Source organism: Roseivivax jejudonensis (assembly GCF_900172265.1).
Lineage (GTDB): Bacteria > Pseudomonadota > Alphaproteobacteria > Rhodobacterales > Rhodobacteraceae > Roseivivax > Roseivivax jejudonensis.
Genome location: NZ_FWFK01000001.1, coordinates 744981 through 757152, shown reverse-complemented (window position 1 = coordinate 757152; position 12172 = coordinate 744981). Strand labels below are relative to the sequence as shown.

Here is a 12172-nt window from a genome sequence, read left to right as displayed (position 1 = left end):
GCCGGTACGGGACGTCGCCGCACGCGCGGCGCGATCCGGTCAGCCGAGGCCGACGACCAACGCCATGATCGCGGCGCCCGCCGCGGCGCCGAGCCCGCTCCACAGAAGGGCGCCGGGCCAAACGCGCCGCGGTTCGCGCTCCGTCATCTGCGACTGCGCGATGAGAAGATCCTCGACGATACCGGGCAGGCGCGGTCCGAAGCGCGCCAGGACCTTCACCGTCTCGCGCAGATCGTGGACCACGGCGCGCGGGCCGATCGACTGCTTGATGTAGTCTTCGACCACCGGCTGGGCGCCGCGCCAGATGTTCATCCGGGGATTGAGCGAACGTGCGACGCCCTCCACGACAACCATCGTGCGTTGCAGCAGGATCAATTCGGTGCGGGTCTCCATGCCGAAGCGTTCGGTAACCTCGAACAGGTAGGCGAGCAGGCGTGCCATGGAGATCCGCGTCGCATCCATGCCGAAGATCGGTTCGCCGACGGCGCGCAGCGCCCGCGCGAACTCGTCCTTGTCGCGGTCGGGCGGGACATACCCGGCCTCGAAATGGACCTCGGCGACCCGCTGATAGTCGCGCCGGATGAAGCCGTAGAGGATCTCGGCATAGACCCGTCGCGTGTACTCGTCGATATGGCCCATGATGCCGAAATCGATGGCGATGATATCGCCGTCCGCCGCGACCTTGAGATTGCCCTGGTGCATGTCCGCGTGGAAGAATCCGTCGCGCAGCGCATGCTTGAGGAACAGCTGAAGTACGCGTTCCGACAACTCGGCCCGGTCGACGCCGGCGGCATCCAGTTCGGCATTGTCGCCCATCGGCACACCCTCGGCCCAGTCGAGCGCCATGACGCGCTTGCCCGACAGGAACCAGTGCACCTCCGGGATGCGGAAGCCCGCATCCTGCGCCGTGTTCGAGGCGTATTGCGAGGCCGATGCCGCTTCCAGACGCAGGTCCAGCTCGCCCATCACCACGCCTTCGAAATGGCGGATCACGTCCATCGGGCGAAGCCGGCGCGACGAGGGCGACAGGAACTCGATCGAGCGCGCGGCGAGGTAGAAGGCGTCGATGTCCTTGCGGAACGCCCGTTCCACGCCCGGGCGCAAGACCTTCACCGCCACCGTCTCGCCGGTCTCGGCGACGCGGGCCTTGTGAACCTGCGCGATCGAGGCCGCCGCCACCGGCTCGCTGAACTCGGAAAACAGCGAGTCGGCCGGGCGCTCGAGCTCGCGCTCGATGGCCGCCTTGGCCTCTTCGGCGGGGAAGGGAGGCAGCTTGTCCTGCAGCACTCGAAGCTGCGCGGCGAGGTCCTCACCGACGACGTCGGGCCGGGTCGACAGGATCTGCCCGAACTTGATGTAGGCTGGCCCGAGCGCGGAGAGCGCGCGCGTCACCGGTGGCATCAGCGGATCGCCCTCGTGGCCAAGCACCTTGAACGGCCAGCCGATCACGCGTGCGGCGATGCGCAACGGCCGCGGCGCGTCGAACGCATCGAGCACGACGCGCATCGCGCCCGTCCGTTCGAGCGTGGCGCCGGTGCGGACGAGCCGCCAGATGTTGTGCGGTCCGCGCAAGCCTCAGATCTTCCAGGCCGAGTGCAGGCAGGCGATGCCCATCGACAGATTGCGATAGCGCGCCTGACCGAAGCCCGCGTCCTCGATCATGCGCAGGAACGTTTCCTGATCCGGAAAGCGGCGGATCGACTCGACAAGGTACTGGTAGCTGTCGCGATCGCCGGCGAGGAGCTGACCCATCGCCGGAATGAGATTGAACGAATACCGGTCGTACGCCCAGGCAAGCGCGGGCACCGGCACCTTGGAGAACTCCAGCACCATGAGCCGGCCGCCCGGTTTGAGCACGCGAAACGCCTCTTCAAGCGCATCGGCCGGGCGGGTGACGTTCCGGATGCCGAAGCTGATCGTGTAGACGTCGAAGCTTGCGTCCGGAAAGGGCAGGGCCATCGCGTCGCCGACGACCCAGTCGAGCTGCGACGACATCGCCTCGGCTTCGGCGCGCGCGCGGCCGGCCTCGAGCATCGGTGCGGTCAGGTCGAGCACGGTGGCCCGCCCGGCGCCGGCCCGTTTCAGGAACCGGAACGAGATGTCGCCCGTGCCGCCTGCGACGTCGAGGAGGTGCTGCCCACGGCGTGGCGCGAGCCAATCCATCATCGCGTCCTTCCACAGCCGGTGGATGCCCAGGCTCATCGCGTCGTTCATCAGGTCGTAGCGCGCGGCGACGGAGGTGAAGACCCCCTGCACGCGACCGGCCTTGGCGTCTTCGGGAATGTCCTCGAACCCGAAATGCGTCGTTCTGCTGGTGTCTTCGCTCATCGCTCTTGTCGTATCCCCGGCCTCACCCTCCTTATAGAGCGCCCACCAGTCTCTACAACGCGAAGGACCCCGAACATGCCCGAATTGCCCGAAGTCGAGACGGTGCGTCGCGGTCTCGCCCCGGTGATGGAGGGCGATCGCATCGCGGTGGCACGGGTGAACCGTCCGGATTTGCGCTGGCCGTTTCCCGAGCGAATGGCCGAGCGGCTGACCGGCGCGCGGGTGGAGCGGCTGGAGCGACGGTCCAAGTACATCCTTGCCGCGCTCGACAGCGGCGAGACGCTGCTGATGCATCTGGGCATGTCGGGGCGGATCCTGATTTCGGGCGACGCGCTCGGGCGGTTCGTGCATGACCACCCGGCACCGGAAAAGCACGACCACGTGGTGTTCGACATGGCGTCGGGCGCGCGCGTGACCTTCAACGATCCGCGCCGCTTCGGCGCGATGGACCTGATGCCGACCGAGACCCGAGAGGCCCACGCGCTGCTCGCCGCGCTCGGGCCCGAGCCGCTCGGCAACGCGTTCCATGAAGCGCACCTCGTCGCGGCGCTGGAGGGCCGCAATACTCCGATCAAGGCGGCACTTCTGGACCAGAAGATCGTCGCGGGACTCGGCAACATATACGTTTGCGAGGCACTATACCGATCCCGGATCCATCCGGGGCGTCGGGCCGGGCGGATTTCACGCGCCCGGCGTGCGCGACTGGTTCCGGCGATCCGCGACACCCTGACCGACGCCATCGCGGCGGGCGGATCGTCGCTGCGCGACTACCGGCAGGCGGACGGTGAACTCGGCTACTTCCAACACAGCTTCGACGTCTATGGCCGCGAGGGCCTGCCGTGCCGACGCGACGGCTGCGACGGCGTGATCCGCCGCATCGTTCAATCGGGGCGGTCGTCCTTCTACTGCCCGCGGTGCCAAAGATAGCTTGAACCGGAAGCGACAGGTGATAAGCGTTCTGGACTGACAGAACACAATCGGAGCCGTGTTCCATGGCCTACGAGACGATCATCGTCGAAGTGGAAGACAGCGTCGCGGTCATAAAGCTCGACCGGCCGGAGGCTCTCAACGCCTTGAATTCGCAGCTCCTGACCGAGCTCGCCTCTGCGTTGAAGGACGCCAATGCCAACGAGAAGGTGCGCTGCATCATCCTGACCGGCTCCTCCAAGGCGTTCGCCGCCGGGGCCGACATCAAGGAGATGTCGCAGAAGTCCTTCGTCGACGTTTTCCTGCAGGATCTCTTCGGCAACGAGGCGACGGCGATCCTGAACGTGCGCAAGCCGATCATCGCCGCCGTCGCGGGTTACGCGCTCGGGGGCGGGTGCGAATTGGCGATGATGTGCGACTTCATCATCGCCGCCGACAACTCCAAGTTCGGCCAGCCCGAGATCAACCTCGGCGTGGTGGCCGGCATCGGCGGGACGCAGCGCCTGACCCGGGCAGTGGGCAAGTCCAAGAGCATGGACATGCACCTCACCGGCCGCTTCATGGACGCCGCGGAGGCCGAGCGCGCGGGCCTCGTCAGCCGGGTGGTTCCGGTCAAGAGCCTCATGGAAGAGGCGCACGCGGCAGCCCAGAAGATCGCGGAGAAGTCGATGCTGACCTCCATGGCGGTCAAGGAGGCGGTCAACCGTTCCTTCGAGACCCCGCTCAGTGAAGGGCTCCTGTTCGAGCGGCGCCTGTTCCACTCGATGTTCGCGAGCGAGGACCAGACGGAGGGCATGAACGCCTTCCTCGAGAAGCGCTCGGCCCAGTTCCGCGACAAGTAGCCATTTCCGCTTGTGCGAAGCGGGCGCGGCGTGTAAGCGCCCGCTCTACATGCGCGTGCAGCCCGCTCAGGCTCGATTCGATCCGGTCGGTTTCGGCCCGGGCCATCGCCGTAGCGGCGGGGCATGCGGCACGCCAGAGACATCAATTCCGCGGGCCAGTTGCCCAAGTGACAGAGACGAAAGACGAGGATCGAACGCATGGCCAATACGCCGCAAGCCAAGAAGCGCGCCCGCCAGAACGAGAAGCGCTACGCCGTCAACAAGGCGCGCCGGTCGCGCATCCGCACCTATCTCCGCAAGGTCGAGGAAGCCATCGCTTCGGGCGACAAGGACGCCGCGCAGACCGCGCTTCGTGCCGCCCAGCCCGAGCTGATGCGCGGCGTGACGAAGGGTGTGTTTCACAAGAATACCGCCGCTCGCAAGATGTCCCGCCTGTCGTCGCGGGTGAAGGCGCTGGGCTGAACTGCCCAACATTTGGTACCACTTTGAAAAGGCTCCGCTATTTGCGGGGCCTTTTTTGCATATGTGTCGTTTTTGCACAGGGCCGCGGATTCGTTTCTATGGATTGTATGAGTCAAGTCTGAGTTTAAGTTGAAGCCTTCGGCGGCGTTGGTAGTTTGTCCCTCGCGAGTCACACGATGGGGGGACAGAGCCGCACCCCAGTCCGCCGGGATCCGGCGGACAGGTCATGCGGATCCGGATCTGGAGTTGCGCCATATCCGGTTAGGCAGTCTGCTTCTGCCACTGTCCAAGAGCACGGAGACAGGCCGACACGGGGGCTTGAGCCGCTCGACGCGAGTCGAGCGACCAGGAAAGTGTTTGCCTGACAAGGTCTGAAAAGGATCCCGCGTCCTGATAGGGCGGACGCGGTCACTCCGGTTACGTCCAAGTGTGTCTTGCACCGGGTCGCGGCATGAGTCGCGGCCGTTGGGCAGAGCTTGGGCACGGATACGGGACATATGACTCAGGAACAGTGGGGTGCGTTGCGGGCGTCTCTTTGCGAGACGATCGGCGAAAACAACTACAAGGCGTGGATCGAGCCGCTGGAGTTCGACGGTCTCGAGGACGGCGTTGCCACGTTCGGCGCTCCCACGAATTTCGTCGGAAACTACGTTTCGCAGAATTTCGGCGACGTGATGCTGTATCACATGAACGCCATTTCCGGGAACGTGCGGCGACTCAACTTCCGGGTCTCGCGCCATGCGAACGACCCGGGCGAACCGACGACACCGTCCACCTTTTCCCCGACGCGAAAGTCCGCCATGCCCCAGCCGTCGACAGACACGTCAGACCTGCTGCCCGGCGCGCCGCTCGATCCGCGCTTCCGCTTCGACAGCTTCGTGGTCGGCAAGCCGAACGAACTTGCCCATGCCGCCGCGCGCCGCGTGGCCGAAGGCGGACCGGTCACGTTCAACCCGCTCTTTCTTCATGGCGGCGTCGGTCTCGGCAAGACACACCTGATGCACGCGATCGCCTGGGAGCTGAAGCAGAAGAGCCCCGAGCTCAACGTTCTCTACCTCTCGGCGGAGCAGTTCATGTATCGCTTCGTGCAGGCCCTGCGCGACCGTCGCATGATGGACTTCAAGTCGATCTTCCGCTCCGTCGACGTGCTGATGGTCGATGACGTGCAGTTCATCTCCGGCAAGGATTCCACGCAGGAAGAGTTCTTCCACACGTTCAACGCGCTCGTGGACCAGAACAAGCAGATCATCATTTCTGCGGACCGCGCGCCGGACGAGATCAAGGATCTCGAGAACCGGATCCGGTCGCGACTTCAGTCGGGCCTCGTCGTCGATCTGCACCCGACCGACTACGAGCTGCGCCTAGGCATTCTGCAGACCAAGGTCGAGCAACAGCGCAGCCACTATCCCGACGTCCAGATCGAGGACGGCGTGCTGGAATTCCTCGCGCATCGCATCTCGTCGAACGTGCGCGTTCTCGAGGGCGCGCTGACCCGCCTGTTCGCGTTCTCGTCGCTGACCGGGCGCCGGGTCGAGATGGACCTGACGCACGAGTGCCTGACCGACGTGCTGCGCGCGAGCGAGCGTAAGGTTTCGGTCGAGGAGATCCAGCGCAAGGTCGCCGAGCATTTCAACATCCGCCTGTCCGACATGATCGGACCGCGGCGCACGCGCACTTTCGCCCGGCCGCGTCAGGTGGCCATGTACCTGGCGAAGAAGCTGACCTCGCGCTCGCTTCCGGAGATCGGGCGGCGCTTTGGCGGGCGCGACCACACCACCGTCATGCACGGGGTGAAGCGCATCGACGAACTGATCCGTACCGACGGCCAGCTGGCGGATGATATCGAGATGCTGCGCCGCGCGCTCGAGGGCTGAGCGCGCCATCGGGGCGCGGCTCCGAGTCGCCGTCGTCACACACCGGCATGGGGCCGTCGCCTGACGGTCCCGCAGCCTTGACGGCTCCGTGAAACCATCGGACAAAACGAGCAAACGTGTCGGAGCGCGGGGGCGTGCGCTGCCCGCCGACGCATCCAGGCGCATCCGGAGGGAGAGGCAATGAAATTCAGCATGGAGCGCGCGACGCTGCTCAAGGCGGTCAGCCAGGCGCAGTCCGTGGTCGAGCGGCGCAACACGATCCCGATCCTTGCGAACGTGCTGATCGAGGCCGAGGGCGAGACGGTCCAGTTCCGGGCGACCGACCTCGACATCGAGGTGGTCGACCGCGCGGTCGCGCAGGTCGAGCGCGCGGGCGCCACGACCGTCTCCGCGGTGCTGCTGCACGAGATCGTGCGCAAGCTGCCCGACGGGGCGCTCGTGTCGCTGACCGAGGACAGCGCCGCCGGACGCATGACCGTCGAAGCCGGCCGCTCGAACTTCTCGCTCGCGACGCTGCCGAAGGAAGACTTCCCGGTCATGGCCTCGTCCGAGTACACGGCCAACTTCTCGTGCAAGGCCAGCGTGCTGCGTCGGCTCTTCGACAAGTCGAAGTTCGCGATCTCGACCGAAGAGACGCGCTATTACCTCAACGGCGTCTACATGCACATCGCCGATGGCGAGGATGGTCGCGCCCTGCGCTGCGTGGCGACGGACGGTCACCGGCTGGCGCGGATCGATGCGGAAGTGCCTTCGGGTGCCGAAGAGATGCCGGGCGTGATCGTGCCGCGCAAGACCGTCGGAGAGTTGCGCAAGCTGCTCGAGGACGACGACATGGACATCGCCGTGTCGGTATCCGAGACCAAGGTACGCTTCGCGACGCCGGACATCACGCTCACCTCCAAGGTAATCGACGGCACCTTCCCGGACTACTCGCGGGTCATTCCGCAGAACAATACGCGCCGGCTCGAGGTCGATGCGAACGAGTTCGCCAAGGCCGTGGATCGCGTCGCGACCGTCAGTTCCGAGCGCAGCCGCGCGGTCAAGCTTCAGCTCGACGAGGACCGGCTGGTCCTGTCGGTCACCGCGCCGGACAGCGGCAACGCCGAGGAGGAGCTCGCCGTCGCCTATGGCGACGAGAAGCTCGAGATCGGGTTCAACGCGAAGTATCTCCTCGAGATCGCGAACCAGGTCGACCGCGAGAACGCCGTTTTCCTGTTCAATTCCTCGGGGGATCCGACCCTCATGCGCGAGGGGTCTGACACCTCGGCGGTCTACGTCGTGATGCCGATGCGGGTCTGAGGTCGCCTGCCCCCAAGCCGCGCGACGCGGACATCCACGAGGCCCCGTGCGCGGGGCCTTTTGCTTGCAAAGCCGCGATGGCCGCGCGTTAAGTCGCGCACGATGCCGCTTCATCTCACAGATCTGACGTTGTCGCACTTCCGCTCGCACAAGCGTGCCGTGCTTGCGCTCGATGCGCGTCCGGTCGCGTTGTTCGGGCCGAACGGCGCCGGCAAGACGAACCTGCTCGAGGCGGTGTCGCTGTTTTCGCCGGGGCGCGGCATGCGGCGTGCCGCGGCGCAGGACATTGCCAGGCGGCCCGAGTCGCTCGGGTGGAAGGTGGCGGGCACGCTTGCGGTCGGGACCACCCAACACGAGATTTCCTTCGTGTCGGAGGCCGGGGCGCCGCGCAGCGTGCGGATCGACGACAAGACCGCCCCGCAGGTCGCACTCGGACGGCTGGCACGGGTGCTCTGGCTGGTGCCTGCGATGGACCGGCTCTGGATCGAGGGTGCCGAGGGGCGCCGGCGCTTTCTCGACCGGATGGCGCTGTCGTTCTTTCCCGAACACGGAGAGGCATCGCTCGACTACGAAAAGGCGATGCGAGACCGGAACCGGCTGCTCAAGGACCAGGTGCGCGACCCGGCCTGGTACCGCGCTCTGGAGGCGCAGATGGCGCGCGCCGGCGCTCAGATCCACCGCAACCGCACCGCAACGCTTGAACGGATCGACGCCGCGCAGGCCAATGCCCATACCGCGTTTCCCCGGGCGGGGCTGACCCTGACCCAGACGGAGGGCGAGATGCCCGAGGGCGAAGACGCGCTGCGCGTGGCGCTGGAAGACAGCCGCGCGCGCGATCTTCAGGCTGGGCGCTCGCTCGTCGGGCCGCATCGCGCCGATCTCCACGGTGTCTTCGCAGCAAAGGGCGTTCCGGCCTCGGACAGCTCGACGGGCGAGCAGAAGGCGCTGCTGATCTCGCTCATCCTTGCGAACGCGCGCGCGCTCGCCGACGAGATCGGGGCGGCGCCTCTTCTCCTCCTGGACGAGGTGGCGGCGCATCTCGACGCGGGCCGCCGCGCGAGTCTCTATGACGAGATCGTCGCGCTCGGCGCGCAGGCGTGGATGACCGGCACCGGCCCCGAGCTCTTCGACGATCTGGGGGCACGGGCCCAACGCTTCGCCGTGACCGAAGAGGCCGGCCTGTCGAAAGCGACCCCGGAATGACCGTCACGCTCACCTCGCTCGTGCTGTATGCCGGGGCGCTTCTGATCCTGTTCCTGACGCCGGGGCCCGTTTGGGTCGCGATGATCGCGCGGACGCTGACCGGCGGCTTCGCCGCCGCCTGGCCGCTGGCGCTCGGGGTCATGGTCGGCGACGTCGTATGGCCGTTTCTCGCGATCCTCGGGGTGACCTGGATCGTCGACCAATATGCCGGGGCGATGATCGCGCTGCGCTGGATCGCCTGCCTGACTTTCGTGGCGATGGGCGTGCTGATCCTGCGGAACGCCGGGGCGCGCCTTTCGGAAGACAGCCGGCTGACCCGCCCGGGCGTCTGGGCGGGCTTCGTCGCGGGTCTGGCCGCGATCCTCGGCAATCCCAAGGCGATCCTGTTCTACATGGGCATGATGCCGGGGTTCTTCGATCTCGCCCGTCTGACTTTGCTCGACATGCTGGCGATCGCGGGACTGTCGGCGGTGGTGCCGCTTCTGGGCAACCTGATCCTTGCGGGCTTCATAGGGCGGGCGCGCCGGCTGCTGTCGTCGCCCCGCGCGATACGGCGGATGAACGTCTCGGCGGGCGTGGCGCTGGTTCTGGTCGGCGTCGTCATCCCCTTTGCCTGACCTGCGTCGGGGACGGCGCGTGGACACAAAATCTTGTGTCGCTTGCGTGACATTCCCCGGCCGCATCCGTATAATCCCGGGGAAAATCCGGTAAGGAAAACAATGGCAGACGAAGCGCAGCGCGCCGAGGAGTACGGCGCCGGATCCATCAAGGTTCTCAAGGGCTTGGAGGCGGTCCGCAAACGCCCCGGCATGTATATCGGCGATACCGACGACGGCTCGGGCCTGCATCACATGGTCTACGAGGTCGTGGACAACGGGATCGACGAGGCTCTGGCCGGCCACGCAACCCACGTGACCGTCAAGATCCACGCCGATTCCAGCGTGTCGGTGACCGATAACGGCCGGGGTATTCCCGTCGACATCCACGAGGAAGAGGGCGTCTCGGCGGCCGAGGTCATCATGACCCAGCTGCACGCCGGCGGGAAATTCGACCAGAACTCCTACAAGGTGTCGGGCGGCCTGCACGGCGTGGGCGTGTCGGTCGTGAACGCGCTGTCGGACTGGCTCGAGCTGCGCATCTGGCGCAACGGGCGCGAGCATGTCGCCCGGTTCGAGCGCGGCGAGACCGCCGAGCACCTCAAGGAGGTCGGCGACGCGAACGGCGAGCAGGGCACTCAGGTGCGTTTCCTTGCCTCGACGACGACCTTCTCGAACCTCGACTACGACTTCCACGTTCTGGAAAAGCGCCTTCGCGAGCTTGCCTTCCTCAATTCCGGCGTGCGGATCGTGCTGGAGGACGAGCGCCCCGCCGAGCCCCTGCGCTCGGAGCTGTTCTACGAGGGCGGCGTCAAGGAATTCGTCAAGTATCTCGATCGCTCGAAGCATCCGATGATGCCCGAGCCGATCTACATGACCGGAGAGCGCGACGGCATCGGCGTCGAGATCGCGATGTGGTGGAACGACAGCTACCACGAGACTGTGCTGCCCTTCACCAACAACATCCCGCAGCGCGACGGCGGCACGCACATGGCCGGCTTTCGCGGGGCGCTGACGCGGACCATCACGCGCTACGCGACCGACAGCGGGATCGCCAAGAAGGAAAAGGTCAGCTTTACCGGCGACGACGCGCGCGAGGGTCTGACCTGCGTGCTGTCGGTGAAGGTCCCCGATCCGAAGTTCTCGTCCCAGACCAAGGACAAGCTGGTGTCGTCCGAGGTCCGTCCGGCGGTCGAGAGCATGATGAACGAAAAGCTCTCCGAGTGGTTCGAGGAGAACCCCAACGAGGCCCGGACGATCGTCGGCAAGATCGTGGAGGCGGCGCTGGCGCGCGAGGCCGCGCGCAAGGCGCGCGAGCTGACGCGGCGCAAGACAGCGATGGACGTCAATTACCTCGCCGGCAAGCTCAAGGACTGCTCCGAGAAGGATCCGTCGAAGACCGAGCTTTTCCTGGTCGAGGGCGACTCCGCCGGTGGTTCTGCCCAGACGGGACGCGACCGCGGCACGCAAGCCGTCCTGCCCCTGCGCGGCAAGATCCTCAACGTGGAGCGGGCGCGATTCGACCGAATGCTGAGCTCGCAGGAGATTGGCAATCTCGTCATGGCGCTCGGCACCGGAATCGGCCGTGACGAGTTCGACATCTCCAAGCTGCGCTACCACAAGATCGTCATCATGACGGACGCCGACGTGGACGGCGCGCATATCCGCACGCTGCTTCTGACGTTCTTCTACCGGCAGATGCCGAAGCTGATCGAGGACGGCTATCTCTACATCGCGCAGCCGCCGCTCTACAAAGTCACGCGCGGCAAGTCCGAGGTCTATCTCAAGGACCAGACGGCGCTCGACGACTACCTGATCCAGCAGGGCACCGAGGGCGCGCTTCTGATCCAGGGCAACGGCGAGGAGGTGACGGGGCAGGATCTCGTGCGCGTGGTGGACGAGGCGCGCAGCCTCAAGCGCGTGCTCGACGCCTTTCCGACGCACTATCCGCGTCATATCCTCGAACAGGCGGCGATCGCCGGGGCCTTCGTGCCCGGCGCGGTCGACGCGGACCTTCAGGGGGTGGCCGATCGTGTGGCCGAACGGCTCGATCTGATCGCGCTGGAATACGAAAAGGGCTGGCAGGGCCGGATCACGCAGGACCGTGGTATCCGGCTCGCGCGGATCCTGCGCGGCGTCGAGGAGGTCCGCACGCTCGACGGCACGATGCTGCGCTCCGGCGAGGCCCGCAAGACCGGCAGCTTCACCGATGCGCTGAAGGCCGTGTACGAAAAGCCCGCCTTCCTGCAGCGCAAGGACCGGCGCCAGCATATCTACGGCCCCCTGACGCTGCTGGACGCGATTCTCGAGGAGGGCGTGAAGGGCAACCAGCTTCAGCGCTACAAGGGGCTGGGCGAGATGAACCCCGACCAGCTCTGGGAAACGACGCTCGATCCGGACGCGCGCACGCTCCTGCGGGTCGAGATCGACGACGTGACAGAGGCCGACGACCTGTTCACCAAGCTCATGGGCGACGTCGTCGAGCCGCGGCGCGAATTCATCCAGCAGAACGCGCTGTCGGTCGAAAACCTCGACTTCTGAGGCGTTGTCGGCGCGCTCCGATCCCGGGGCGCGCCAAGGCCCTCGCTTGGCGTGGCCGTGCGCCGGGCAAGCGGCGCCCGACGCCGCCTATCATAATCAT

10 protein-coding genes are annotated in these 12172 nt (G+C 66.3%); 8 read left to right on the top strand and 2 right to left on the bottom strand.

Going from position 1 to position 12172, the window contains the following annotated elements; translation table 11 throughout:
* Positions 1–39 precede the first annotated feature (39 nt).
* Positions 40–1572: a 2-polyprenylphenol 6-hydroxylase gene (gene ubiB / locus ROJ8625_RS03775; RefSeq protein ID WP_085790485.1), complete on the bottom strand. Its 1533-nt coding sequence runs from the start codon at positions 1570–1572 to the stop codon at positions 40–42.
* A gap of 3 nt (positions 1573–1575) precedes the next feature.
* The gene (ubiE, locus tag ROJ8625_RS03770; RefSeq protein WP_085790484.1) at positions 1576–2328 is read right to left on the bottom strand and encodes a bifunctional demethylmenaquinone methyltransferase/2-methoxy-6-polyprenyl-1,4-benzoquinol methylase UbiE; all 753 of its coding nucleotides are present in this window, start codon (positions 2326–2328) and stop codon (positions 1576–1578) included.
* 75 nt (positions 2329–2403) lie between these two features.
* Between ubiE and mutM the strand changes: the two genes are divergently transcribed.
* The 8 genes from mutM to gyrB all read left to right on the top strand — a co-directional run bounded on the left by mutM (position 2404) and on the right by gyrB (position 12072).
* Complete coding sequence (gene mutM / locus ROJ8625_RS03765; protein WP_085790483.1) at positions 2404–3255, top strand: bifunctional DNA-formamidopyrimidine glycosylase/DNA-(apurinic or apyrimidinic site) lyase; 852 nt, start codon at positions 2404–2406, stop codon at positions 3253–3255.
* Positions 3256–3320: 65 nt separating this feature from the next.
* A complete protein-coding gene (locus ROJ8625_RS03760; RefSeq protein ID WP_085790482.1) occupies positions 3321–4097 on the top strand; it encodes an enoyl-CoA hydratase in 777 nt (258 codons plus the stop codon).
* A gap of 198 nt (positions 4098–4295) precedes the next feature.
* A complete protein-coding gene (gene rpsT, locus ROJ8625_RS03755) occupies positions 4296–4559 on the top strand; it encodes a 30S ribosomal protein S20 (RefSeq protein ID WP_085790481.1) in 264 nt (87 codons plus the stop codon).
* A 497-nt stretch (positions 4560–5056) separates the two neighbouring features.
* Positions 5057–6433 (top strand): chromosomal replication initiator protein DnaA, encoded by a 1377-nt coding sequence (gene dnaA, locus ROJ8625_RS03750; protein ID WP_085790480.1) that lies wholly within the window; start codon positions 5057–5059, stop codon positions 6431–6433.
* Positions 6434–6613: 180 nt separating this feature from the next.
* A complete protein-coding gene (gene dnaN / locus ROJ8625_RS03745; RefSeq protein WP_085790479.1) occupies positions 6614–7732 on the top strand; it encodes a DNA polymerase III subunit beta in 1119 nt (372 codons plus the stop codon).
* 102 nt (positions 7733–7834) lie between these two features.
* Positions 7835–8935: a DNA replication/repair protein RecF gene (gene recF, locus ROJ8625_RS03740; protein ID WP_085790478.1), complete on the top strand. Its 1101-nt coding sequence runs from the start codon at positions 7835–7837 to the stop codon at positions 8933–8935.
* Positions 8932–9552, top strand: coding sequence for a LysE family translocator (locus tag ROJ8625_RS03735; RefSeq protein ID WP_085790477.1), 621 nt, complete (start codon positions 8932–8934; stop codon positions 9550–9552). Before recF ends, ROJ8625_RS03735 begins: the two co-directional genes overlap by 4 nt.
* 102 nt (positions 9553–9654) lie before the next feature.
* Positions 9655–12072 carry a DNA topoisomerase (ATP-hydrolyzing) subunit B gene (gene gyrB, locus ROJ8625_RS03730; RefSeq protein WP_085790476.1) on the top strand — a complete coding sequence of 806 codons (2418 nt, stop codon included), beginning with the start codon at positions 9655–9657 and terminating at the stop codon, positions 12070–12072.
* Positions 12073–12172: the final 100 nt, after the last annotated feature.

Coding starts and splice junctions, on each gene's coding strand:
- dnaA (WP_085790480.1), top strand. CDS start 5,057: ATGACTCAGGAACAGTGGGGTGCGTTGCGGGCGTCTCTTTGCGAGACG.
- rpsT (WP_085790481.1), top strand. CDS start 4,296: ATGGCCAATACGCCGCAAGCCAAGAAGCGCGCCCGCCAGAACGAGAAG.
- ubiE (WP_085790484.1), bottom strand. CDS start 2,328: ATGAGCGAAGACACCAGCAGAACGACGCATTTCGGGTTCGAGGACATT.
- dnaN (WP_085790479.1), top strand. CDS start 6,614: ATGAAATTCAGCATGGAGCGCGCGACGCTGCTCAAGGCGGTCAGCCAG.
- ROJ8625_RS03760 (WP_085790482.1), top strand. CDS start 3,321: ATGGCCTACGAGACGATCATCGTCGAAGTGGAAGACAGCGTCGCGGTC.
- mutM (WP_085790483.1), top strand. CDS start 2,404: ATGCCCGAATTGCCCGAAGTCGAGACGGTGCGTCGCGGTCTCGCCCCG.
- ROJ8625_RS03735 (WP_085790477.1), top strand. CDS start 8,932: ATGACCGTCACGCTCACCTCGCTCGTGCTGTATGCCGGGGCGCTTCTG.
- gyrB (WP_085790476.1), top strand. CDS start 9,655: ATGGCAGACGAAGCGCAGCGCGCCGAGGAGTACGGCGCCGGATCCATC.
- recF (WP_085790478.1), top strand. CDS start 7,835: ATGCCGCTTCATCTCACAGATCTGACGTTGTCGCACTTCCGCTCGCAC.